The sequence below is a fragment of the Natribaculum luteum genome (assembly GCF_023008545.1).
Lineage (GTDB): Archaea > Halobacteriota > Halobacteria > Halobacteriales > Natrialbaceae > Natribaculum > Natribaculum luteum.
Map to the genome: position 1 here is coordinate 1,522,355 of NZ_CP095397.1, position 23,595 is coordinate 1,545,949.

The 23,595-nt window shown below is 63.3% G+C and carries 25 protein-coding genes, 3 tRNA genes and 2 pseudogenes; 12 read left to right on the forward strand and 18 right to left on the reverse strand.

Annotation, left to right across the window (positions count from 1 at the left end):
* Positions 1-43 precede the first annotated feature (43 nt).
* The 3 genes and pseudogenes from MU558_RS07840 to MU558_RS23405 form a co-directional block, all read right to left on the reverse strand.
* Positions 44-481, reverse strand: a complete 438-nt coding sequence (locus MU558_RS07840; protein WP_246973875.1) for a DUF7855 family protein — start codon at positions 479-481, stop codon at positions 44-46.
* 86 nt (positions 482-567) lie between these two features.
* Positions 568-3,999 (reverse strand): LAGLIDADG family homing endonuclease, encoded by a 3,432-nt coding sequence (locus tag MU558_RS07845; protein WP_425607627.1) that lies wholly within the window; start codon positions 3,997-3,999, stop codon positions 568-570.
* A gap of 33 nt (positions 4,000-4,032) precedes the next feature.
* Positions 4,033-4,239: pseudogene (locus MU558_RS23405) on the reverse strand (hypothetical protein); the annotation flags it as partial.
* Positions 4,240-4,418: 179 nt separating this feature from the next.
* On the opposite strand from MU558_RS23405, the gene MU558_RS07850 reads away from it, so the two are divergent.
* Complete coding sequence (locus MU558_RS07850; RefSeq protein WP_246973886.1) at positions 4,419-4,649, forward strand: hypothetical protein; 231 nt, start codon at positions 4,419-4,421, stop codon at positions 4,647-4,649.
* A 373-nt stretch (positions 4,650-5,022) separates the two neighbouring features.
* Complete coding sequence (locus MU558_RS23155) at positions 5,023-5,151, forward strand: hypothetical protein (RefSeq protein WP_265781578.1); 129 nt, start codon at positions 5,023-5,025, stop codon at positions 5,149-5,151.
* Between the two features lie 421 nt (positions 5,152-5,572).
* Here the strand turns inward: MU558_RS23155 and MU558_RS07855 are convergent.
* Positions 5,573-5,645: transfer RNA gene (locus tag MU558_RS07855), tRNA-Pro, on the reverse strand.
* 83 nt (positions 5,646-5,728) lie between these two features.
* On the opposite strand from MU558_RS07855, the gene MU558_RS07860 reads away from it, so the two are divergent.
* The gene (locus MU558_RS07860) at positions 5,729-5,986 is read left to right on the forward strand and encodes a pro-sigmaK processing inhibitor BofA family protein (RefSeq protein WP_246973889.1); all 258 of its coding nucleotides are present in this window, start codon (positions 5,729-5,731) and stop codon (positions 5,984-5,986) included.
* Between the two features lie 121 nt (positions 5,987-6,107).
* On the opposite strand, the gene MU558_RS07865 is transcribed toward MU558_RS07860, so the two are convergent.
* The 7 genes and pseudogenes from MU558_RS07865 to MU558_RS07895 form a co-directional block, all read right to left on the reverse strand.
* Positions 6,108-8,162, reverse strand: coding sequence for a DEAD/DEAH box helicase (locus MU558_RS07865; RefSeq protein ID WP_246973891.1), 2,055 nt, complete (start codon positions 8,160-8,162; stop codon positions 6,108-6,110).
* Positions 8,163-8,230: 68 nt separating this feature from the next.
* Positions 8,231-8,503 (reverse strand): annotated as a pseudogene (locus MU558_RS07870) (ABC transporter ATP-binding protein); the annotation flags it as partial.
* Positions 8,504-8,674: 171 nt separating this feature from the next.
* On the reverse strand, positions 8,675-9,046 hold the full coding sequence (locus tag MU558_RS07875; RefSeq protein WP_246973896.1) for a cupin domain-containing protein: 372 nt from the start codon (positions 9,044-9,046) through the stop codon (positions 8,675-8,677).
* Between the two features lie 106 nt (positions 9,047-9,152).
* Positions 9,153-9,347 carry a cold-shock protein gene (locus tag MU558_RS07880; RefSeq protein WP_246973898.1) on the reverse strand — a complete coding sequence of 65 codons (195 nt, stop codon included), beginning with the start codon at positions 9,345-9,347 and terminating at the stop codon, positions 9,153-9,155.
* A gap of 98 nt (positions 9,348-9,445) precedes the next feature.
* Complete coding sequence (locus tag MU558_RS07885; RefSeq protein WP_246973900.1) at positions 9,446-9,664, reverse strand: hypothetical protein; 219 nt, start codon at positions 9,662-9,664, stop codon at positions 9,446-9,448.
* Between the two features lie 43 nt (positions 9,665-9,707).
* Positions 9,708-10,502, reverse strand: a complete 795-nt coding sequence (locus tag MU558_RS07890) for an ABC transporter permease (RefSeq protein ID WP_246973902.1) — start codon at positions 10,500-10,502, stop codon at positions 9,708-9,710.
* A complete protein-coding gene (locus MU558_RS07895) occupies positions 10,502-11,488 on the reverse strand; it encodes an ABC transporter ATP-binding protein (RefSeq protein ID WP_246973904.1) in 987 nt (328 codons plus the stop codon). The genes MU558_RS07890 and MU558_RS07895 overlap by 1 nt, the downstream gene beginning before the upstream one ends.
* A gap of 164 nt (positions 11,489-11,652) precedes the next feature.
* On the opposite strand from MU558_RS07895, the gene MU558_RS07900 reads away from it, so the two are divergent.
* Both MU558_RS07900 and MU558_RS07905 read left to right on the forward strand, forming a co-directional pair.
* Positions 11,653-11,988, forward strand: a complete 336-nt coding sequence (locus tag MU558_RS07900) for a 2Fe-2S iron-sulfur cluster-binding protein (protein ID WP_246973906.1) — start codon at positions 11,653-11,655, stop codon at positions 11,986-11,988.
* Positions 11,989-12,073: 85 nt separating this feature from the next.
* Entirely contained in the window at positions 12,074-12,553 is a 480-nt protein-coding gene (locus MU558_RS07905; protein WP_246973908.1) for a metal-dependent hydrolase, read from the forward strand.
* A gap of 290 nt (positions 12,554-12,843) precedes the next feature.
* Here the strand turns inward: MU558_RS07905 and MU558_RS07910 are convergent, their stop codons facing one another.
* A complete protein-coding gene (locus MU558_RS07910) occupies positions 12,844-13,137 on the reverse strand; it encodes a hypothetical protein (RefSeq protein WP_246973910.1) in 294 nt (97 codons plus the stop codon).
* Between the two features lie 141 nt (positions 13,138-13,278).
* Here MU558_RS07910 and MU558_RS07915 point away from each other — a divergent pair, with 141 nt between their 5' ends.
* Positions 13,279-14,556: a DUF2238 domain-containing protein gene (locus MU558_RS07915; protein WP_246973914.1), complete on the forward strand. Its 1,278-nt coding sequence runs from the start codon at positions 13,279-13,281 to the stop codon at positions 14,554-14,556.
* A gap of 101 nt (positions 14,557-14,657) precedes the next feature.
* Positions 14,658-15,110: an RDD family protein gene (locus MU558_RS07920; protein ID WP_246973916.1), complete on the forward strand. Its 453-nt coding sequence runs from the start codon at positions 14,658-14,660 to the stop codon at positions 15,108-15,110.
* Positions 15,111-15,664: 554 nt separating this feature from the next.
* Here MU558_RS07920 and MU558_RS07925 read toward each other — a convergent pair.
* Positions 15,665-15,738: transfer RNA gene (locus MU558_RS07925), tRNA-Phe, on the reverse strand.
* A 225-nt stretch (positions 15,739-15,963) separates the two neighbouring features.
* Here MU558_RS07925 and MU558_RS07930 point away from each other — a divergent pair.
* Positions 15,964-16,410 carry a DUF7344 domain-containing protein gene (locus tag MU558_RS07930; protein ID WP_246973918.1) on the forward strand — a complete coding sequence of 149 codons (447 nt, stop codon included), beginning with the start codon at positions 15,964-15,966 and terminating at the stop codon, positions 16,408-16,410.
* Positions 16,411-16,993: 583 nt separating this feature from the next.
* Here the strand turns inward: MU558_RS07930 and MU558_RS07935 are convergent.
* Positions 16,994-17,067 (reverse strand) — tRNA-Val (locus MU558_RS07935).
* Positions 17,068-17,130: 63 nt separating this feature from the next.
* Between MU558_RS07935 and MU558_RS07940 the strand changes: the two genes are divergently transcribed.
* Complete coding sequence (locus MU558_RS07940) at positions 17,131-17,622, forward strand: DUF192 domain-containing protein (RefSeq protein ID WP_246973920.1); 492 nt, start codon at positions 17,131-17,133, stop codon at positions 17,620-17,622.
* Between the two features lie 113 nt (positions 17,623-17,735).
* Positions 17,736-19,676: an ABC transporter ATP-binding protein gene (locus MU558_RS07945; RefSeq protein ID WP_246973922.1), complete on the forward strand. Its 1,941-nt coding sequence runs from the start codon at positions 17,736-17,738 to the stop codon at positions 19,674-19,676.
* A 113-nt stretch (positions 19,677-19,789) separates the two neighbouring features.
* Here MU558_RS07945 and MU558_RS07950 read toward each other — a convergent pair whose 3' ends face one another.
* Positions 19,790-20,134 (reverse strand): DUF5789 family protein, encoded by a 345-nt coding sequence (locus MU558_RS07950; protein WP_246973924.1) that lies wholly within the window; start codon positions 20,132-20,134, stop codon positions 19,790-19,792.
* Between the two features lie 106 nt (positions 20,135-20,240).
* Here MU558_RS07950 and MU558_RS07955 point away from each other — a divergent pair, with 106 nt between their 5' ends.
* Positions 20,241-21,002 (forward strand): creatininase family protein, encoded by a 762-nt coding sequence (locus MU558_RS07955; protein WP_246973933.1) that lies wholly within the window; start codon positions 20,241-20,243, stop codon positions 21,000-21,002.
* Here the strand turns inward: MU558_RS07955 and MU558_RS07960 are convergent.
* Positions 20,999-21,421, reverse strand: coding sequence for a DUF5790 family protein (locus tag MU558_RS07960; protein WP_246973935.1), 423 nt, complete (start codon positions 21,419-21,421; stop codon positions 20,999-21,001). The genes MU558_RS07955 and MU558_RS07960 overlap by 4 nt on opposite strands.
* Positions 21,422-21,684: 263 nt before the next feature.
* Entirely contained in the window at positions 21,685-22,047 is a 363-nt protein-coding gene (locus MU558_RS07965; RefSeq protein WP_246973939.1) for a dihydroneopterin aldolase family protein, read from the reverse strand.
* A gap of 100 nt (positions 22,048-22,147) precedes the next feature.
* Between MU558_RS07965 and azf the strand changes: the two genes are divergently transcribed.
* The gene (gene azf, locus MU558_RS07970; RefSeq protein ID WP_246973941.1) at positions 22,148-22,888 is read left to right on the forward strand and encodes an NAD-dependent glucose-6-phosphate dehydrogenase Azf; all 741 of its coding nucleotides are present in this window, start codon (positions 22,148-22,150) and stop codon (positions 22,886-22,888) included.
* Here azf and MU558_RS07975 read toward each other — a convergent pair whose 3' ends face one another.
* Complete coding sequence (locus MU558_RS07975; protein ID WP_246973950.1) at positions 22,889-23,503, reverse strand: DUF309 domain-containing protein; 615 nt, start codon at positions 23,501-23,503, stop codon at positions 22,889-22,891.
* Between the last annotated feature and the right edge of the window lie 92 nt (positions 23,504-23,595).

The window sequence follows — 23,595 nt, forward strand, 5'->3', positions numbered from 1 at the left end:
CAGAAAACCAGCTGCAGGAGGTCCGCGTTCGGCCGTCGACAGGCTAGTCGGTCGAGGTCAGTCGATGATCGTCCGTTTCGCCATCGTCGGTCGTGCCGTCGGACTCCCCGTCGCCGTCGATCGTCACCTCCCGTTCGTCCATCTCGGCCGGCATCGGATGATCCGTCCCCGTCGCGAACTTCGGATACGGCGTGCTCTCGTGGTCGCGGGCTTCGAAGGCAGTAGCTGCCTCGTACGCACGCCGATATCGTTCTCGTGACTCGTCGACCGCAACCGTCCGCTGGATCGAGACCGCCGTCCCGTGTTTGATCTGGAGTCGAAACGCGAGAAACGCGCCGAGTTCGGTCCCCTCGAACAGCACGGCGCGACCGAACCGACGGGCGACCGCTCTCTCGTAAGCGTTACAGATATTTCGGAGCGTCTGCCGTGCCTCCGGTGTATCGGCGACGACGAGGAACGTCCCCTTGAGACCGTTCGACATCTATAGTTATTACTATCGGCCAATATGTGAAATTCTTTACCATATTGGCTGATATTACTGTTCCATACTGTGATCTGTCGCTCGAGTCACGTCGTTCGGAGGTTGTCCGTGCTCGGCTCGTAGACCTCCCCTTTCTGTTTGAGCTTCTCGATTTCGTGTTCGGCCTTCTGGCGATCCATGCCGATCTCGTCGGCACGATCCAGGACGACGTCGACCGGCGCACCGTCGTCGTACTCCTCCTCGACGTCGCTGATCAGCTGTTTGATGTTCTTGATTCGGTCGCGCTGGGACTTCGAGGTCCCCGCCTCGACGATGTCGGCGTCGAACTCGCCCGTTTCTGGGTCGACGCCGATGTCCTGGAGACACGAGCGGACGATCTCGATCACCCGTTCTGCGTCCTCGAGCTCGACCGTATCCGACAGCCGGACGCGGGCACTGGCCTCCGAGAGCCGAACCAGCGCCTCGAGTTTCCGGGCCGTCACCGGCACCGCCGAATCCTCGTCGGTGCCTTTCGAGCGCAGATCGACGTAGAAGTCCCTGATCGCGTTCCGGGCCTCCTCGGTCATCCGCGGGTGACAGTTCTGTTTCGCGTAGGCGATGTACTTGCGCAGAAGTTCGGCGTCGATCTCCGGATCGACCGTCGCGGTCATCTCCTCGATCTCGTCGGCGCTCACCTCGAGGGAGGTCATCTCCTCGCGCTGGGTCGTCAACTCGCCGGCGTAGTTGGTCGTGATGATGTGCTCTGCGAGGTTCCGGTCTTTCTCCTCGTCCGGCTGGTCCGTGACGGTGAAGATCAGGTCGAACCGGGAGATCAGCGCCGGCTCGAGGTCGATCTGCTCGCTGATCGGCTCGTAGTGGTCGAACCGGCCGTACTTGGGGTTTGCCGCACCCAGCAGCGAACACCGGGACTTGAGCGTCGCGTTGATGCCGGCCTTCGAGACCGAGATCTTCTGTTGCTCGAGGGCCTCGTGCATGGCACTGCGATCTTCCGACCTCATCTTATCGAGTTCGTCGACTGCGGCGATTCCCTGGTCGGCGAGTACGAGTGCGCCGGCCTCCAGCGTCCACTGCTGGCCGTCGCCGAAGTCGTCGCGTACCGCCGCAGCCGTGTTGTGGGTAACGATCCCGTTCGCGAGGAAGTTGTGCGTCTCGGGAACGGTGAGGTCGAACACCTCTTTTTTTCCGGTGTCGACGGCGGCGACGACCTCGTCCCAGCACAGGTCCGCCTCGACGACTTCCCGGACGATCGGTTCGACGGGTCCAAGGTCAAGTTCCGAGAGCATTCGTCGGGCTCGGGCGCGACCGGGGTCGTCTCCGCGATGGATATTCATGTAGTATTCCCCGGCAGACCCATCGACCGTTGCGAGCGCTTTGCCTACTGGTATTTTCTCACCGCGACGGACGGCGTCACCAACGATCGTCTCGAGTGCCGCCTGCTTCCGCGGACATTCGAAGCCGATCGCTTCGGCGAATCGGTCGATGTCCTTTCCGTAGCACTCGAGGTGATACTGGACGTGTTTCGATTCGATCTCTTGGCCGTTCTCGAGGACGGTGACTCCGCGCCGATCACGTTCGCGAAGGCGCGCACGAACACCGTAGGTCTCGAGCATCAACTGCACCTGCCGAGCGAACGTCTCGCTGATCGCCGAGAGGTGGATACTTGAGCCACCGTTCGTTCGCGCCGAAACCGAACCATCGGCGTCCATGAGGCCTCTGAGGAAGGCGTCTGCGTGTTCCGCCGTCGCCAGGCGCGGATCGAGTTCGAGATCGTCTTTCGGCGTTTGCATTCCGAGGTTGGCGAAGAATCGGGCGACAGTGGCGCTATGAAGACGAATACAGGGAACTTTGTCGTCCTGATACTCGATCTCGGGTCGTTTATCGAACGTCGAATCGATGATCTCGACTGCCCGCTCGAGCACCGTCTCGTCACTGTTCGAAATTCGGATGTGTCCACGATTTCCACCCCGGCGTGATACCATGATATCTCCATCACCGAAGACGAGACCGAGCAGGTAACAGAGGTCTTCGTCGAACTCCTCGGGAATCCGAACACTATCGCCGTGACGAAGCATCGCTCGCTCGACCGTCAGGTCGGACAGTTCGAGGGTCACCGCGTCGAGAACGGTTTCGAGGCGTTCGAGCGGGACGTATCGATTTTGGAGAGTGTCGTAGACGAAGTCCTCGGGGAAGCCCAGTTCACGTGCAGCCGCCCGTAACGTCCCGTATTTCTCGCAGAGTGCTCGACGGACGCGGACGATCGATTCGTCGGCTAGCCGGAGCTTTTCGTTCGTGAATTCGAGGTAGTCCATAACCGGCGGTGTCGATCGCTCGACGTCACCGTAGTTCGGAACGGCGACGTAATCGCCCGGTTCGATCTCGGAAACACGCTTCCACTCGAGCCCGGATTCGTCACAGGTCAGAACCGGCGTATTCAGTGACGTCTCGAGTTCCTTTCCACGTGCCGTTTCGATGCGCCGACACTGTTTTCGGGGCATTCGCCAGACGTGTGACGTTTCACGCGTCTCGAGGTTACCGGCATCGCGGTCGAACGTGTACAGTCCGATCTCGTCGCTGACGGCGGTCTCTTCCTCAACCGGGTCGGGGAGGGAGTCGGTCACAACGTCTCGAATCCGCTCGAGTCCGTTCTCTGTATGAACTAGCGTATCGCCGGTGACACAGAGGCCTGCCGAAGAAGACCCCTTCCCAGAAGTATAGACGGAGCGGGGAGCGATATTCTGGATGTATCCTAGCATCTGTGATTTCCCGGTACCAGGATCCCCGATCAGGAGCATGTGCAGGTCTCCGCGAATCCTCGAGCCGTCGGGCAACTGCTTGGTCACGCCCGAGAACAGTTGCAGCATCATCGCGAGTTTCTCCTGGTCGTAGCCGTAGATCGAGGGAGCGATGGAGGCGACCATCTTCTCGTAGATGTCCTCGGAACTCGAGAGGCGGACGATCTGCTCTTTGTCGGCGTCGGTGATGTCCATGTCCTCGAACTGCTCTTCGTCGACGTCGACCGAGACGCCCTCCATGTAGAAATCGAAGATCGGCGACTTCTCTTGCTGGTTGCCCTGCTGCTCGAGTCGCAACACGCCGGTCGCGGAGACGTGGTCGCCCGGCGTCACCTCGCCGGTGATGTCGTCTTCGACGTGGACGTCGATCGCCTGGGGGGTTTCGCCGCCCCGGAGGCCTTCGGGGCTCTCCTGGATGCGGAGTTTCTGGGCGTCGACGAACTCCGACTGGTCGAAGTTCACCCGGAACGGTCCCTGCCGTTCACAGCCCTGACACTCGTGGGGTTCCTGGAAGTCGCCCGTCGACTGCGGGACGCGGTTGAGCGTACCACAGAGCTGACACTCGAAGGCCGCCTCTTCGATCTTCGGGCGGACGTCGGTCGCCTTGCGGACGATGCCACGCACCTGGACGAGCTTGTTCATGTGTCGGGCGCGGATGTCGCGGATCTCGGGCGACTCCGTGTCCGCCAGGTTCCGCACGCGAACGTGTGCCTGACCGAGACTCACGTCGATCGGCAGGTCGTACAGCCGCAGCGCCTCCTCGGCGTAGCGCTGGAGCTGTTCGGGCTGGTTGATGTAGTCGTCTGCCAGATCGGGATCGAACCGATAGAGGTCCTGCCAGTCGACGTAGAGCGAACGCTGTTCGTTCGGATACCGCTGCGCAAGCTGTTTGACCTCGCTGTCGTAGTAGTTCCGGAAGAACTGCTCGAACGCGTCGACGAGTTCGGAGTTTCCCGCTTGCGCCATTGCACTGGCCTAGGGTCGCCACCGGCTATAAAAGGTCGTATACCGTCCCGAAAGTGATCGTGGCGTCGCTTTCGATGCCCCCGGTCGCGACGAGTCGCCGACGAGTTCGATCGGTCGACTGTCGCCACGACCGACCCTTAACAGCGATCGTTTTGCCCGTGCGCGGTCTACGTGGGGCGATGATCTCGCGCCGTCTTACGCCCCGATACCGGTCACGCACTGACCTCACCGAACAGGTCGAAACGCTCCAGCTTCGCCTCGAACAACTCGAGCGAACGCTGTCCGCGATCGCCACCGACGCCGCCAACGTCTCGGTCGCGGGACCCTGTACGAAATGCCAGCGGAGTCTGCTGTTGATGCGCGATGGGGTCCTCGAGTGTCCAGCCTGCGGATACCGTCGCCCGCTGTAGATCGCCGGTACGCCACGTCCGACGTGGTTGTTCGTCTCTTTCAACCGCTGCAATTTGGGGAAACAGTCAACACTCGGGTCGTCGCAGATGTACCTGGCCAGCACTCACTGGCTGACAGGAACTGGGAGTGGCGGCGCCGATCGATTTTCTTGCGCTGCTCGGACGGCGGATCGTGACCGCCCGCGTACTCACTGCTCGAGTGTGATCGAGGTGGGCCCTTGTTCGACAGCGTCGATGCGACCCCGTCAGACGGAGCGACAGAGCAGTTGAACAGGATTCGACTTCTCGCTACGTGCTGGATCTGTAAATCGGTTCTCACGTCGAGTTTGGCAAATACAACAAGGTATATGGTCATCGACGGAGTTGTATGCGTGTGCCTGTCAACGTCGAGTGCACGTCCTGTGGGCTCGTTCTTCTCGGCTTCGAGAGCGGCGATCCGAGGCCAGTCGGCAAAGACGAGTGCCCCCGGTGTCAGACGGTGGAGTTCGTTCTCGCCGACTGACCGCGGTACAGAACGATACGAGCGGCCCAGGTGAGAGACTGTCCGCTCACGGGCCGCGGTCGCACTTTCTGGCTTCCTCAGTGGGTGAATTGTCCCTTCTGGACGGGTGTACCGTCTCTCGACTGAAACCCAGCTACAGTTGTCGAGGTCGGTCGACGTCGGTGCAGATGCCTATCACCAATACTTATGTCCATAACTGTCGAAATGGAAACGTCCGGGTTGAAGACGGTAGGTGGTGGAAGTGTGGCTTCTTCGACCCGGACGTTCACCCGGTTCTACTACGCTGGTGATAAATCCGGTGTGTTTCTGAGTTGACAATCGCGTGGCTGTATTCGATCGGTTTCGAGTCGCGACGCCGCTGTCAAGCGATCGCTGCCAGACTCTCCTGGCCAAGCCGTCCGATCGCTCGCGACAGAATGAGTGGGACCGCCCGGATTTGAACCGGGGTCACGGGCACCCAAGGCCCGAAGTATACCAGGCTAACCCACGGTCCCGCACTCGTACTTTCGGGTGGTCCCCATAAAGGGTTTCGTTCCGTCGCGGAACGATTTTGCCTCTTCCGATCGTACATTCACCTATGGTTACTGGCCTCGAGGTCGCCCTCCTCCTGTTCGTCCTCGCCCTCTTCGTCGGTGCGACGAGGATCATCCGCACCGTAAAGCCCTTCATCGTCAACGCGGCCGTCGGACTGCTCGTCCTCTTTCTCGCCGAGGCGCTTTTCGGACTCGAGGTCGCGCTCACCGCGGTCGCCTTGCTCATCGTCGCGCTCGGCGGCGTTCCGGGCGCGGTGCTGGTCATCCTGCTGTCGGTGTTCGGCGTCGCGTTCGTTCCCTGATAATGGCTGTGGTGACTGTTTCCGATGCACCCACACGATGGTTTGCGGTCGCGTCGGTACTAACTCACAACAGTCGTTATAACGCACGAGAACCCGATTCCCGCCGATGCAGTCGTCCGGATTAGAGGTCCGCGTCCCGGAGTTCGATGTCCGCGACGAGGTCGTAGGGGTGGGCGTCCTTGCGGATGCCGTCGACCAGCGTGAACGCCTCGCCTGGCGAGAGGAAGTGTTCCGTGACGACGCGTCCCAGCGGCGTCGGTTCGAATCCGTCGATGAACTCGTACTGGAGGAGCTTTCCGACGGCGTGTTTGGTCGGCACCTCGCCGAGCATGCGGTCGTTGAGTCGCTTCGCGGCCTTGCTGCCGACCGTGACGTTCGCGAGCGTCTCCTCGACGGCGGCGTCCTCGTCGTAGCGGGTCATCACCGGCTCCATCTCGCCTTTGAGGAGTTTGAACGCGACCTCGTCTTCGGTCATCTCCATCGAGTTGTGGTACGTGCAGTCGGGTTCGACCAGCACGTACACCTTCCCCTCGTCGTGGTAGTCCGGCCGGCCCGCTCGACCGAGCATCTGGTGGAACTCCTGGACTGAGAGCCACTCGATACCCATCGCGAGCGAGTCGAAGACGACCTGGGAGGCCGGGAAGTCCACGCCCGCAGCGAGCGCCGCCGTGGTGACGACGGCCGCGAGGTCCTGGTCGGCGAACTTTCGTTCGACGGTCTTGCGTCGTCTGTGATCGAGTCCGGCGTGATACGGAGCGGCGGAGTACTCGAGTTTCCGGCTGATCTCGTGACACCGCCGCCGGGAGTTGGTGAAGATGATCGTCTGGCCCCGATACCCCTTCGAAGACTTCGTGTCGAACTCGCGTTTGACGAGTTTGTTCTCGACGCGAACCTTCTCCTGGCCGTCGGCGAAGGTGACGTGGCGTTCGATCGGCACCGGTCGTTCCTCGAACTCGATGAGCTTCGACTCGAGTGCGCCCGCGAGCTGCTCGGGGTTGCCGACGGTCGCCGAGAGGTAGATCCACTGGGAACCGCCGTAGTCGTCGCGTTTCTCGGCGCGTCGCTCGCAGGTGTACTTGAGCCGAGAGATGAGCCCGTCGAGTCGGTGGCCGCGGTCGTCCTCTTTTAAGGTGTGGACCTCGTCGATGACGACGGTGCCGATGTCGCCCATGTCCTTGCCCGTCCGGAGGGCGTGGTCGATCCCCTCGTAGGTGCCGACGATCACGTCCGCGCCGGGGTCGAATCGCTCGCCGTCGTCGTTGATCCGACTCGCGCCCACCCGGAGGGTGACGTCGACGAGGTGGCCGTACTCCTCCTGGAAGTCGCCGTACTTCTGGTTGGCGAGCGCGACGAGCGGGACGAGAAAGAGCATCTTCCCCTTCCCGTTTAATACGCGGTTGATGCCGGCCATCTCCCCTACGAGCGTCTTCCCGGTCGCGGTTGCCGACACGACGAGCTGGTCGTCGCCATCGAAGAGGCCGTTCTCGACGGAGAGGCTCTGGACGGGAAGCAGCGTCTCGAAGCGATCCTCGAGCAGGTTCTGGACCCCCGGATGGAGGTTCAGCGAGTCGACCGGCACGGGGTCGACCTCGTCGGTCGTCGCGCTGATCGTGTCGAACTTCGTCAGATCAGGGTCGAGCTGGCCTTTGAGCAGGTTGACGATCCGCTCGAGGTCCTGGACCTCGAGCATCAGCTCCTCGAGTCGCTCTTTGGCTGCGCCGGTCACCTCACCTGTGTAGGAGAGCTGTCGCTCGAGTTCCTGGCGGGCGCAGTCCCGGCAGATCCAGTCGTTGCCGTCTTTGACGGCCGTCTCGGTGGTGATCGGCGAGTACCGACCGGCGGAGGCACAGTACCGGCAGGTCCTGACGGTCTTGGCCTCGAGCTGGTAGCCGTCGAGCATCGCCGTGAGTTCCGCCCGGCCCTCTGGAGACGTCTGTTCGGAGATGCGGATGCGCTCCGCACGACGGGCGAGTTCGACGAACTCGTCGGGCTGGCGGGGTTCCTCGCTCGAGCCGCGCTTGATGCGAAACTTCGTCGGACGGGGCCCCGCCGAGGTCTCCGAGATACCGAGTTTCGCCCGGAACAGCCGCTCGCCGTCCCGCTCGACGACCACGAGGTAGTCGTCACCGATCTCGTGACAGAACAGCGTCTCGACGTCCTGGACCTGCTGTGACACTGGTATCTCGTAGTGGGTTGGCCTACTTGAGCGGTTCGGACTCGGCCGTGTGCGGCCCCGCTCTGCGCTCACTCCTCGACGGGGTAGTGTGGCACGACGGTCGGGCCGTCCTCGCCGTACCCGACGGTGGCGACGACGCCGAAGACCTCCTCGAGGAGGTCGGCGGTCACGACTTCGTCCGGCGGGCCCCAGTCGTAGACGGAGCCGTCTTTGAGCGCCACGAGATTGTCGGCGTAGCGAGCCGCCTGTGCGACGTCGTGGAGGACGATGCCGACGGTGACGTCGCGTTCAGTCGTAAGCGTCTCGACGACCTCGAGCACCCGGAGCTGATGGTGCTCGTCGGTTCGTCTTCGCGCTCCCTGCCGCTGACACAGCCGGCTACAGCGCCGAGTACAGTGGTCGTTCCAGCGAGAACGGCACGTCGCGTCGGTTCGTCGGTGTGCATGCGGTTTAGGCTAGCCTAATAGTTGAAAAGTACACTGATTTAGGCTGACCTAACTACCGGCAGACGGTCACTCGAGCAGTTCGATCTCGTCGTCGCCGTGGGGGACGGCACAGATGAACGCGCCGTCCTCGTCGCCCTCGTTGCGGTACCAGTGGACGGTGCCGGCGGGGATCAGAAGCGAGTCGCCCGCGCTCACCTCGTACTCCTCGTCTTCGAGCCCGACGACGTACTTGCCGGCGAGGACGTACTGTTCGTGTTCGACCTCGTTCGTGTGCTTTGGCACCTCCGCGCCGGCCTCGAGCGTGAACCGTCGAATCGCGAAGTTCGGTGCGCCGTGTTCGTCGGCGATCAGGACTCCCTTGGTCAGTCCGTCGGCAGCGTCGACGGACTCGTACTCGATTTCGTCGCTGTCGCGAATCAGCGGTTCGGGATCGGACATACCCTCGAGTGGGCGCCGTGGTCACAAAACCTCTCGGTGTCGACGGACGCGTCGCTCACGAGTGTAAAATACTGTTCTGAAGTGTCGATACTACCGCGAATTCGCCTTACAGGCGCTCGACGTTCGTCGCGCGCGGGCCCTTGGGGGCCTGCTCGATGTCGAACTCGAGCTCCTGTCCTTCTTCGAGATCCGGGCCGCCGATGTCTTCCATGTGGAAGAACACGTCGTCGTCCGCGTCCTCAGTCGAGATGAATCCGTAGCCGCCAGTGTCGTTGAAGAAATCAACGGTTCCTTTCGCCATTGCTTCTAAAGGGAATAGCCGACCACTGATAACCCTTCCGACTCGCCACAGATTTCGAACTCGGCGGCCTCAATCCTTCTATCCCGTCTTGGTGCCGTTTACGCACCGTCACCGTCCTGCAACCGGTGTACCGACATCGAGATGAAGTACACGAACATGAACAGGAGAAAGCCCACGACGAGCCCCGCCAGTTCGCGCGTGCCGACGCCGTCCGGGTTCGTCACCACGAGCACCGCGAGCCCGGCGACGAACACCCCGAACGTGAAAACGCCGATGGCGTAGTAGAACCCGACGTCGGACTCGAGGAACTCGCGCATGCGACTGCCTTCGAGTGCAAGTCGCAAAACCCTACCGCCCGTCTTAGTCGGTTAAGCCGTACCCGATCTTGAACAGGTAGACGTCGACCGCGAGGACGGCGGCGGTGAGCGCCGTGAGGATGCCGAGTGAGAGGACCGGAGCCACCTCGGCGTACGCCGGCGGAGCGAGCTTGAGGAAGTCGGAGTACCCCAGGAGGCCGTACCGGACGCTGTCGACCATGTAGACCATCGGGTTCAACAGGGAGACGTACCGCCAGATCGGGGCGAGGATCTCGAGGGAGTAAAACACCGCACCGAAGAACACCAGCGGCCGGAGGATGAACTGGCTCATGACGGTGAGGTCGTCGAAGTCCCGGGCCACGAGCCCGCCGATGATCCCGAACCCGGCGAAGAGTGCGGCGATGACGACCATCGTCGCCACGAGAAACACCGCGTGCTCGACGCTGATGGGGACGAACGCGCGTCCGACGATGGCGATGATGAGGCCGACGATCAACCCCCGGACGGCGCTTGCGGCCACGTAGGCGACGACCATCTCGAGGTACGACAGCGGCGAAGTGAGCGTCTCGTGGATGTACTCGTTCCACCGTCCGTGGAAGATGGAGAACGAGGCGTTCTCGAAGGCGTTCGAGATCGTCCCGAGGACGATCAGCCCGGGGAGGATGAACAGAATGTAGTCGAAGCCGGCGATCTGGTCGATCCGGCCGCCGAGGACGACGCCGAAGACGGCGAAGTAGAGCACGTTCGTGATCGCCGGCGGCATGAACGTGTTCTTCGGCCGGCGGACGAATCGCAGTACTTCGCGGCGAAACAGCGCGCGAGAGCCGACGGACCACATCAGGCGACCCCCTCCACGCGCTCGCGTTCCTCGTCGTCGGACTCGCTGGCCGACGACCGCGTCACCGTCCGATCCTCCCGTTTCGTCAGGTCGACGAAGATCTCCTCGAGCGAGGTGCGCGAGATTTCGAGGTCGACCACCTCGTAGCCCGCCGCCTCGATGTCGTTGAGCAGTCGCGGCGTCGCCCGACCGCCGTCGTCGACTCTGACCTCGAGGTGGTCGCCCGAGAGGGTCGCCTCGTGTGCGTACGAGCCCAGGTCCGGCGTGGTCGTCGGCGTCGGCTCGAGACCGAGGTGGATCGTGTCGGTTCCCCGTTCTTTCAGCTCCTCGGGCGTCGCGACCGTCACCTTTTGCCCTTCGTTCATGATCGCCACGCGATCACACAGCCGTTCGGCCTCCTCGATGTAGTGGGTCGTCAGCAGGATCGTCGTCCCCTCCTCGTTGAGTTCGGTGACGAGCTCCCAGAGGTCGTGGCGGAGCTGGACGTCGACGCCCGCCGTCGGCTCGTCCAAGATCAGCAGATCGGGCTCGGTCACGAGCGCGCGGGCGAGTAGCAGCCGGCGTTTCATCCCGCCCGAGAGCCAGTCGAAGCGCTCGTTGCGTTTGTCGTAGATGCCGACACGCCTGAGGGCGTCGTCGGCCCGCCGTGCGGCTTCGTCCTTCGACACGCCGTGGTAGCCGGCCTTGTGCATCAACACCTCTCGAATCGGGAAGAACCGGTCGACGTTGAACTCCTGTGGCGCGAGCCCGATCGCGTCTCTGGCCTGCTGGTACTCCGACTCGACGTCGTGACCGAACACGCGCGCCTCGCCGCCGGTCTTGCGGACCAGCCCGACGAGGGTGTTGATGAACGTCGTCTTGCCCGCCCCGTTCGGGCCGAGCAAGCCGAAGAACTCTCCCTCTTCGACGGTCAGCGACAGCCCCGAAAGCGCACGAAGCTCGCCGTACTCCTTGACGAGGTCTTCCGTCTCGATGGCTGGTGGCATTCACCTCTGCTCGGCCACGGCGGCGGTTAAGCATGTTGAACTGTGCTTCTGTTCGCCGACCGGGAACCGACTCGAGTCGCGACTCGGGGTGTCACGCTGGTCTGGCCAATTCCAGCCGGTGCCGCAGGCCAAAGACTACCTCCGTGCTCTCCCTATGCTATCCCATGCCAACAGTCAGGTTTCGCGACCGCGAGATCGAGTGCGAGACCGGCCGTATCCTCCGCGACGTCTTGCTCGAGGCCGACGAATCGCCGCACAACGGCTGGGCACAGCAGTTCAATTGCCGTGGACACGGTACCTGCGGGACGTGTGCGGTGGCCGTCGACGGCGAGGTGAGCAACCGGAACGCTACCGAGCGACGACGACTCTCCGTTCCGCCCCACGACCTCGAGGACGGACTGCGGCTGGCCTGCCAGACCCGCGTGCAAGGCGACGTCACCGTGACCAAATACGGCGGATTCTGGGGCCAGCACGTCGACAGGGAGGCTGGTGACGACTGACGTCAGGGTCACGCCCTCGAGCAAGCGCGACGTTTCTGTTCGCTTCACCGAGAATTTTATGCTACCAACTCACAACATATGACTGGTGTTTCAGTTCACGTATCCCGGCGGCCACGCCGGCTTTCTCGTCGTGGCGACCTGCACGCACGCGCTCGTCGGGTACACGCTCGGCTCGTATCTGTTCGATCGGGGGCGAGCGGGATTGCTCGCTGCCGTCGTCGCCGACGTGGATCTGCTGATTCCGGCGGCGTGGGGACTGCCGCTGGCTCACCGGGGGATCACCCACTCGGCACTCGCCGTCGCGGTCGCCGTCGCCGTTGCGGCCCGTCGAGACCGACCGACTGCCGGTGCCGTCGGTGTCGGTTACGCCTCTCAGCTACTCATCGACGCCACGACGCCGATGGGGATCCCGCTCGCGTACCCGCTCTCGTCTACGTTCGTCGGCGTCACGCTCCACGGACACTCACCGGAAGCGACGGCACTGCTGTGGCTCTGCTGTCTTGGCGTGCTCTTCTATCGCCGTGCCGCTCGCTCGGATCGCGCCGTCGCCCTCGAAACGCGATGACCGCGCGGTTTCTGGCCGCCGCTCGAGCAGTCCGAATCGGTGCATCGTCGACGGTCAGATATAGAGCAGCTGACACTGCCGGCCAAAACGGTTGATACGGTCTGCTGTACCGATTCCCGGTGCAACCGCAGGGTGGTCGCGGTTGCACAGGAACTGACGTACAGTAGTCCGTACGGACATCGATCACACTCGAGACGCTCTCGGCTCTCCTCGCACCGGGCGCGGTGAGATCTCTGTTCGAGCGAGCGTCGATTCCGATCGCCGTCTCACGATGGAGCGCGTACCAACCGTCAGTGACTGCAGGTATCGCGTCGATCGTCGAGCGACTCGAGGTCGGTTCGAGAGCCACACACGGGACAGGCGAGTTCTCCCTTGACGTCGGTGGTCGCCTCGCTTCTGGGGAACGTCGCCCCGCACGCACCACACCGGGTGGTCACGCGCTCGCACTGGGGGCGTGCGGGAATCCCCCGGACGATGCTGCTCCCACAGACTGGACACGAGAGGACGTTCTGGACGTCGGTGGTCGCCTCGCTCCGGGGGAACGTCGCCCCGCACTCGATGCATTTCGCGTTTATCGCCTCCATGGGTGTGGTAACAATACACACAAACATATTTCACTCTGCCGCTCGCCCCACCTCGCCACACATCCGAGGCCGAGAGCGATTCTCTCCTCGCACACCTCGTTCAAGGTCACGCGTTTAGTCGGTTCGAGCAAAAGACCCCGTATGGAGGACGACCGGCTCGGTGGACTGTTCGACGAGACGCACCTGAACGCGGCGTTCGGATGGGTCGTCGCCTTCGTACTCTGTACACTGGCGGCCGCACACGTTCTCGGGGGATCGTACCGCTGGTTCGTCTTCACCGGACTGGCGGTCGCGATCGTTCTCGCCCCAGCGGTTGCGCTTCGCGATCCGCTCGTGATGCCGTCCTGGGAACTGCTGGTACTCGTCTCGATTCCCATCGTCGACGCGACCGCGTTCGACCAGTCGTTTCTGACCACGATCGCCGTCTACGTCGCCGTCGCCGCAGTCGCGCTCGTCGTCGCCGTCGAGATTCACCACTTCACGCGGGTTCGGATGAGCCACTCGTTCGCGATCTCGCTGGTCGTGATCACGACGCTCGCTGTTGCTGCAGTGTGGAACGTCGCCCAGTGGGTCTCCGACGTCGCGTTTGGGACGGCGTACATCCTGGATGGGCGCTCGCAGGACGCGGCCAACCGCGCGATGATGATCGACTTTGTCTACGCGACGATCGCCGGATTCTTCGCTGGCGTCGTCTTCGACCGGTACTTCCGTGCACGATCGACCGGCGTGACCGAGCAGACGTCCGTTCCGATCGAACCCTCGCCTGACGACGAGGCAGATCCGGCACCGACGCTGATTCGCGACCGGCTGGACGTGTCCGACCGGACTGTCACGCGACTCACGCGTGCGATGCAACTCGCCCTCGGCGTACTGTTGTGCTACGGACTCGTCGTCCGCGACCTGACGACGATCGTCAACGCCAGCATCGCACTCGCGATCACGTTTTTCCCTGCCTTCCTCGAGCGCGACTACCGGCTGCCACTCGAACCGGGACTGGTCTTCTGGCTCACGGCAGCGGCTTTCCTCCACACGCTCGGCTCGGCTGGACTGTACGACTTCGTCGGCGTATGGGACAACGTGACCCACGCACTCTCCGCGTCGATCGTCGCCGCCGGAGGGTACGCCGTCGTCCGTGCCATCGACCTCCACACCGACGACGTGTACCTCCCGCCGAAGATGCTGTTCGCGTTCATCCTGCTTTTCGTGCTGGCGTTCGGCGTCGTCTGGGAACTCCTCGAGTTCGCCATCGACGGCGGTGCACGGCGACTCGGTCTCGAGGCCGTCCTCGCCCAGCACGGCGTCGACGACACGATCTCCGACCTCGTCTTCGATCTCGCCGGCGCGGCCGTCGCCGCGAGCCTGGGCTCGTTTTACCTCACCGATGTCGCCCACCGTCTCGCGGATCGGTTCGACGGCTAACCCTGTCGACCTCGAGTCGAGCCGTCCTCGTCTCTTCTCGAGTACCTGTCTCTCTACAAAAATTAGAAAAATTTAAACTATTATTGTCTACACAGTGTGCTATGGAAAGATACCCGAAACCAGATGTTGACGACGTCGCAGGTGTTCTCGACCGACGCGCAGAAGCATTGCTCATCGACGGCCTCCTCGTGAGCGTCGTCGTCGGGGCACTCGGCTACGTAGCGGGTACCGTCCTCTCCGAGAGCGCACTCGGCGGTTTGGGGGGGCTGCTCGTCGCCCTGCAGTTTGGCGCACCCCTTGGCTTGCTGCTCTATCAGACCGGTCTCGAGGGATACTACGGCCAGACGATCGGCAAACGTCTCCGGGGCCTCGTCGTCGTCAGAGAAGACGGCTCGAGGTGTACGTGGGGTGCCGCTGTCGTGCGGAATCTCCTCCGGGTGATCGACGTGCTCCCCATTTTCTACCTCGTCGGGATCGTTTCGGCCTACGTCTCGTCGAATCACCAGCGACTCGGCGACCTCGTGGGGAAGACGCTCGTCGTCCACACCGAGTGATCGCTCTCTGGAGCGCCGTCGACCCGTCACCGACCGGTGACGCGCTCGGCCCTCGTGAAGTTCTATCGCTCGAAAAAATACTCGCAGCAGAAGTATCGTCCCGAATACCGTATCCTCTGCTTACGAAGTTGTTCGCGGAGAATATGCCGCCTCCCGGATTTGAACCTCGCCGAGACGGTTCTGCTCGGTCGCTTCGCTCCCTGTGCGGACTGCGACTCGTCTGGTTCAAATCGCGGTCGGGTTGCATATTTACAGCTCGCGAATATGCTCGCCGCAAAAGTATGCCGCCTCCCGGATTTGAACTTCCGAAAGACTCGCTTTCGCTCGTCTTTCGACTTCCCGCTCGCTGCGCTCGCGGGAACGGGGACAGCTCGATCTTCAGTCGAGTCCGACAGCTTCCCGAGTGGAAATCGCGCGGAAAAGCCATGCCACCTCCCGGATTTGAACCGGAGGAAGACGGTCGCCTTGCTTCGCTCGGGCGCTGCGACTTCCAGGGCTCAAATCGCGATCGGGTTGCACATTTGCAACTCGCGAGTATGCTCGCCGCAAAAGTATGCCGCCTCCCGGATTTGAACCGGGGACAGCTCGATCTTCAGTCGAGTGCTCTCCCAGTCTGAGCTAAGGCGGCGCATCTTATCCTCGGTCGATGGTACAAAAAAGGATTTCGAATCCAGTTCGTCGAACCGAGCGGCCTTCGGCGAGTAAGCACTCACAACAGAATACCGGCTCCCGCATCAATTTCCCATTGATTATCTCCACGATACGTTCAGATCGTTCGAAAGTATGGTTACAGTGTGTCTGATCTTCAGATATTCAAGACACCCTTTTCCGCTCGGATCGGTAACTCCCCGTTATGGAACCCCTTACCACTAGTCAGGAGCCCAGAGAACTGACGGCGGATACGATCCTCGAGCTCCTCGCGAACCGTCGTCGACGATACCTCCTCTACGCCCTTCGGGAGTACGACGAGCCTATCGAACTCTCGAAGCTCGCCGAGCAGGTCGCTGGCTGGGAACACGACGTTCCCCCGGATGAAGTCGCCAAAAACGAGTACAAGAGCGTCTACGTCTCGTCCGTCCAGTGCCACGTCCCGAAACTCGCCGACTCGGGCGTCGTCGACCACGACGAGAGCAACCACACGGTCGTCCTCAGCGACAACTTCGAACAGTTGCAGCCGTACCTTCAGCTCGTGATGCTCGACGAACCACAGAACTCGACGCTCCACACCGCGCTCCAGAACAGCTCGAGCGACGGTCTCATCCGCCAGATCCGCGAGAACGTCGCCCGCCTCAAGCCCTGACTACTGCCGACGAGCACTGGCTAGTGGTTTCTTAGTGTCGACTACTTTTCAACTCCTCCACCCGGACGAGTGGTGACTCCGAGTGTCGACAGCTCAGAGCGTGGCGGACTCGAGGCGGGCCGAACGACGCCGATGTGCTGGCGTCGCTTTCGGATCGCCGCGACCGACCCGTGTCGACTCGATTTCCTCTCGTCGTTGCTCTGCCGTCAGAAAGAAGCGATTGGGCAGATCCGTAATCGATCTCTCCCGTGAACAGCCCGTGCTCGACTCGAGTTGGATCGATCTGCCTCGAGCTGTGCCCGTGCCACGGTACCTTGCTCGCGACAGCAATAGCAGGCTTGGGTGGGTTCGAACTACGCGAAGACGGTCGCTCTCGCGTTCGCTCGAGCGCTGCGTCTTCTCTTGTTCGAACCGCCACTCGCATTATACACCTGCTGCTCGCGGACTTGCTCGCAGCAGGAGTAGTGGGCTCGGGCGGGTTCGAACTACGCCGAGACGTGCTCGCGTCGCTGCGCGCGTCTCCTCTAGTTCGAACCGCCGCTCGCATACATTTCTCTGGCTCACTAATTGTTCGCCAGAGAAATGGGCTCGGGCGGGTTCGAACCACCGACCTCGGCCTTGTAAAGGCCGCGTCATGACCAGCTAGACCACGAGCCCGCATTCGAACGAAGACGGTCCGTCCGAATAACCTTTACCTTCTCGCCTCGCACCGTCGTGCGAATGGACGTCAAGCGCGCGTGGTCTGCTCTCTCGGTCGTGGTTGTCGTCGTTCTGGTGGCGTTTCTTCTCGTTCAGTTCGGTTATCTTCCGGCTCCGTGGGGGGAAGACCGTGCGGAGGTTCGGGTCGTCGGTGACGACGGGACGACGAAAGCGGTCGTCGACGCCGACGTCGCCGACACCTGGGGCGAACGCCACACCGGTCTGAGCGAGCACGACTCGCTCGCCGACGGCGAGGGGATGCTGTTCGTCCACTCGAGCGAGGGCGACCGCCGCTATGTCATGCGCGAGATGGACTTCGACATCGACATCCTGTTTATCGGAGCCGACGGCGAGATCACGACGATTCGCCACGCCCGCGCGCCGGGGCCCGACGAGGACGGCGAGGACCTCGAGTACACCGGACGCGGGAAGTGGGTGCTCGAGGTGCCTCGAGGCTACGTCGACGAGACCGGTATCGAGGTCGGCGACGAGGTGCAGATCTCCTACGAGTGATCGTTCGCCGCTCGAATCCGGCTCCCGTTCCGATGTCGATGACGGTCCGCCTCGAGATAGTATTTCGATTCGTAGGTAACGCTTATTGGTGCCGCTCCACTCACCGGAGAGTAATGAGTAGCGTCGACTGGGAGCAAGACGATCCGTTCGAGGAGCAGCGAGCGGAGATCGAGAACCCGATGAAACGGCTGTTCCTCGCGTACGGGTGGGGATACAAGTTTCAGGCGGTCGTCGGCATCTTCGCGAGCGTCTTCGCCCGGATTCTCGATCTGCTGCCACCGATCATGCTGGCGGTCGCGATCGACGCCGTCTTCCGCGACGAGGCGACGTACGCCGAGGCGCTCCCGTTCGCGAGCGACTTCGTCGCCTCGTATGTCCCCGGGACGCAACTGGGCCAGTTCTGGCTGACGGTTGGCGTCATCGCCGGTGCCTTCTTCCTCGGCGCGGTGTTTCACTGGGTTCGCAACTGGGGGTTCAACTCCTTCGCCCAGAACATCCAGCACGACGTCCGGACCGACACGTACGACAAGATGCAGCGGCTGAACATGGACTTCTTCGCCGACAAGCAGACCGGCGAGATGATGTCTATCCTCTCGAACGACGTCAACCGACTCGAGCGCTTTCTCAACGACGGGATGAACTCGCTGTTCCGACTGGTCGTCATGGTGATCGGCATCGGTCTCATCCTCGTCGCGTACAACTGGCAACTCGCGCTCGTCGCGCTGTTGCCGGTCCCGCTGATCGCCGGGTTCACGTACCTGTTCGTCAGGATCATCCAGCCGAAGTACGCTCAAGTTCGGTCTGCCGTCGGGAAGGTCAACTCGCGACTCGAGAACAACCTCGGCGGCATCCAGGTGATCAAAGCGAGCACCACCGAGGACTACGAGTCAGACCGCGTCGAGGACGTCTCGATGGACTACTTCGACGCCAACTGGGACGCGATCGAAACCCGGATCAAGTTCTTCCCGGGACTGCGGGTCATCGCCGGCATCGGGTTCGTCGTCACGTTCGTCGTCGGCGGTCTGTGGGTGTTCCAGGGGCCACCCGGCCCGTTCACGGGCGAACTCCGGGAGGGGACGTTCGTCGCGTTCGTCCTCTACACCCAGCGCTTTATCTGGCCGATGGCCCAGTTCGGACAGATCATCAACATGTACCAGCGCGCCCGCGCCTCGAGTGCGCGTATCTTTGGCCTGATGGACGAACCCAGCCGCGTCGCCGAGGACCCGACGGCGACCGACCTCGAGATCACGGACGGTTGCGTCGAGTACGACGACGTCACCTTCGGCTACGACGACGAGGAGACGATCGTCGAGGACGTCGACTTCACGGTCGAGGGCGGCGAGACGGTCGCGCTCGTCGGCCCGACGGGAGCGGGGAAGTCGACAGTCCTGAAGCTCCTCCTCCGGATGTACGACGTCGACGAGGGTGCGATTCGAATCGACGGCCAGGACGTCCGGGACGTCACCCTCCAGAGCCTGCGCGAGGCGACGGGGTACGTCAGCCAGGACACCTTCCTGTTTTACGGCACCGTCGAGGAGAACGTCGCCTACGGCACGTTCGACGCGGATCGCGAGGACGTAATCGAGGCCGCGAAGATGGCCGAGGCACACGAGTTCATCACGAACTTGCCCGACGGCTACGACACCGAGGTCGGCGAACGCGGCGTCAAGCTCTCAGGTGGGCAGCGCCAGCGCATCTCCATCGCGCGGGCGATACTCACGGACCCGGACGTCCTGATCCTCGACGAGGCGACAAGCGACGTCGACACGGAGACGGAGATGCTCATCCAGCGTTCGATCGACGAACTCGCCGCCGACCGGACGACGTTCGCCATCGCCCACCGGCTCTCGACGATCAAAGACGCCGACACGATTCTCGTCCTCGAGGACGGGCGAATCGTCGAGCGCGGCACCCACGAGGCGTTGCTCGAGAACGACGGGCTCTACGCCCACCTCTGGGGGGTACAGGCCGGAGAGATCGACGAACTCCCCGAAGAGTTCATCGAGCGGGCGCAACGTCGCCAGGCCCGGACAGAAGTCGGTAACGACGACTGAGCTGCTTCGGTTCGCACGCGCCGCAGCGTTTCATACGGTCTGCTGTACCTCTTTTCCGCAGCGACCGCGTCCCGTCGGGCGGTCGCTGCGGGACGGACGTACAGCGGCCCGTATCAGAACGATTCCTGGTTGCGCTGTCCCTCCTGGCCAGGTGCACCCTCGTCCTGTCTGTCTTCGCCCGGCGCGGGCGGCGTCCGATCGCTGTAGTTCTTGCGACCGATCGCCTCGTCGCCGACCATGTTCATGATCGCCTGTTCGACCTCGCCGTACGTTCTGTACTCGTCTTCGTTCAGCGGCTCGATGAGTTCCTCGAGCGTCGTCGTCTCTCCGGCCAGTTCGAGCTCCTCGTCGCCGTAGGCCTCGAGCAGTTCGTCCTGGCTCGCCGGGTACTCGTGGTCTTTCAGCTTCCCGCTCAAGTCGCCCAGCTCCACGCCAAGCTCGCGGCTGTCGTCGCTCATGCTCGGGTCGAGTACGGACGCCGGGATACCGTTTGGGCCTGCCCTCGCGTGCCGTCGACACCGTCGAGGCGTCGGTTACAAGACGTAAGCGCCCGTCGAAGCCGGCATGCACCTCGAGCGAGCCACCTGGACGGACGTCGCGGACCTCGAGACGAACCTCGCGGTGCTCCCGGTCGGGAGCACGGAACAGCACGGCCCCCACGCTCCGCTGGGCACCGACGCACTGGCCGCGGAAGCCGTCGCCGAGGCAGGCGCTGACGCCTTCGACGGCGAGGTCGTCGTCGCACCGCGGATCTCCGTGGGGATCTCCGAAGAGCACCGTCAGTTCCCCGGGACGATGTGGGTCTCGCCCGACACCTTCCGGGCGTACGTCCGCGAGGCCGTCGACAGCCTCGCCGCCCACGGCCTCGACCGGGTCGTCCTCGTCAACGGCCACGGGGGTAACATCGACGCCCTTCGCGAGGTCGCAGGGACGATCACGCGCCACGACGACGCCTACGCCGTCCCGTTCACCTGGTTCGAGGCCGTCGGCGACCACTCGAGCGACATGGGCCACGGCGGCCCACTCGAGACGGCGCTCGTGCGGGCCGTCCACCCCGACCTCGTCCGTGAGGAGCGAATCGAGGACGCACGCGAGGGCGCTGCCGACGGCTGGGGCGAGTGGGTAAGCTACGCGAACCTCGCGTACGATTCGGCCGAGTTTACGGAAAACGGCGTCGTCGGCGACCCCGCCGAGGGCGACGCGGCACGCGGCGACGAACTGCTCGAGCTGGCGGCGGCGTCGCTGGCGCGGCTGCTCGAGGCAGTCGCCCAGCGAGACGTCTCGCGGCCCGACCGGCGGCCAACTGACCCGGACGAGGCCGACTAGTCGTCGCCGTCGGATTCGTCCTCGTCGTCGGGGCCGGCGCTCTCGAGCGTTCCCCGGAGTGCCGGAATCGTCGAGGTGAGGTCGCCGACCTGGTCGCTCGCCTCGGAGATGTCGCCGATGGCCTCCTCGACCGCCGCGATCTCCTCCTCGAGGTCGTCGGCATCGTCGAAGGCATCTGCGCGCTGGCCCATCGTGAACCACTTTTTCGCGTCGCGGAGGTGCGCCTCGGCGTCGCCGGCGTCGAGTGCCGTCTTCAGTCCGTTGAGCACGCCAAGCACGTTGTCTGCGTCGGTCTCCCAGACGTCGTCGGCTTCGGGGAGGGCGTTCCAGGCTTCCTCGAGCGAGGATTCGACGTCCGATCGCATCTCGCTTGCCGCTTCGCCGAACAGTTCGTCGTCGTCGAGCGCCGTCTGGCTCATGTCAGCACCTTCACGCCCCCTTCGGTTAAAAGGTAGCCCGAAAGTGAAAGTGAAAAACGGCTCTCGAGGGCGTCACTCAAGAAGATAGCGGCTGGATTTCGAAAGCCATGACGTCGGCCGTGTGGGTCGAAGCGATCTCCGAACGTTCTCCAGAATCGCCGCCGCTTCTCGGACGGATCGCTCGTCGATCGACCGGGCGTATTCAGTACGCGGTCCGGTGAAGACGAATGATTTCAGCGGCGGAGATCGTCTCCGAGCCATCGTTACTCGTCCGGGCCGCGAACCGAAACGACCTGCATCAGCGGGTACCCGTCCTCCATCGCCATCCGCGTGAGGACCTCCTGTCCCTCATACTCGACGACGATTTCGACCTCGAGGAATCGACCCGTCAACTCGGTGTAGTCGGCGGCCGCGTCCTCGAGTGCCGCCGCCAGCGCGTCGGTTTTGACGTCGACGCTGACCTCGGTACAGTGGGGCTGGTTCTCGATCGACTCCTCCATCGCCGTCTCGAGGCTCGGGGCGCTCTCCGGCGAGACGGGCGTGCCGGCGAACTGGTGGTAGAGCGATCCGAACTTGATACCCGCCTCGAAACAGGCGACTTCGGCGTCGGTCGGCGTATCGTCCATGGTCGGCGGATCGACCGCGAGTGTGATGGCCGTTGTGGTCCCACGCGCGTCGGACGGAATCGCACGTTACTTATCGCTCGTGGCTCTTCACTCCGAACGAATGGCACAGTCGGTCCTGCTCACCGGGGCTGTGGGGCGCGTCGGGGAGGCGATCCTCGCCGACCTCGGTGACGAGTACGAGTGGCGGTTGCTCGATCGCGACCCGCCGACGGGCGACCACCCGGGCGAGTTCGTCGTCGCCGACATCACCGACGACGAGGCGGTCCGCGAAGCGATGGAGGGTATCGACGCGGTGATCCACCTCGCCGGCGACCCCCGGCCGGAAGCGCCGTGGGACAGCGTCCTCACGAACAACATCGACGGCACGCAGACGGTCTTCGAGGCGGCGGTCGACGCCGGCGTCGAGAAAGTGGCCTTCGCCTCCTCGAACCACGCCGTCGGTGCGTACGAAACCGACGAGCGAACGCCCGAGATGTACCGCGCACACGACGAGTTCCGCCTCGACGGAACCGAACTTCCCCGGCCCGGCAACCTCTACGGCGTCTCGAAGGCCGCCGGGGAGACGCTCGGGCGCTACTACCACGACGAGTACGGACTCTCGGTCGTCTGCGTTCGCATCGGCAACCTCACGAAGGGACACCCGCCGATCGACTACGAGCGCGGGCAGGCGATGTGGCTCTCCTACCGCGACTGCGCGCACCTGTTCGATCGCTGCGTCAAGGCCGACTACGACTACGAGATCGTCTACGGCATCTCCGACAACGACCGGAAGTACTACTCGCTCGAGCGCGCTCGAGAGGTCCTCGACTACGACCCGCAGGACAACTCCGCCGAACACTGATCAGAACAGCCCGCTTACGTCCTCTTCTTTCGCTCTCCGTCGGTCGACGTGTCCCGAGAGGCGATCGTAGACGATCCCGCGGTCGTCGTCCTCGCGGACGAAGTCGAACAGCAACGTGATGAATCGGCTGTCGTCTCGCCCCGCCTCGAGGTCGGCCAGGGCGTACTTGCCGGCTGCCTCGACCGGCGTCGCGTCGTAGCCGAACTCCTCGGCGAGGACGCCGGCCGCGATCGCCGTCTCTGTGACCTCGAGGTCCGCGAGGCGTGGAACCTCGTCCTCGTAGCCGACGGGTTCCGGTCGCCGTCGGTCGATCACCGCTGGATCGGTGGCGAGGACCTCGAGGTACGCCTGGACGGAGGCGAGTCGAACCCCACGGTACGCGTCTGGAAGTCCCGCGAGATACTCGAGTGCGCTCTCGGCCAGGCCCACGGCACCCGTCCAGTTGCGATTGCGCGCGTGGTAGACGGCCCCCGTGTACTGGATCAGCCCGTGGAGCAGGCGCTCGTCGTCGGTGTCGGACTCGAGGGCGAGCCAGCGTGCTTCCCAGGCGTCGTGGGCGGCGTGGTAGTAGCCGTCGTTGTAGATGGCGATCCCGGCCCGGAGCGCGTCTCGCATGTGGGATCGTTCGCGCTCCGGACCGATATACTGTGGGACGTGCCGATCCGTGCGAACTCACCCGCCGACGTGAGTTCGCTCGAGGACCCGTC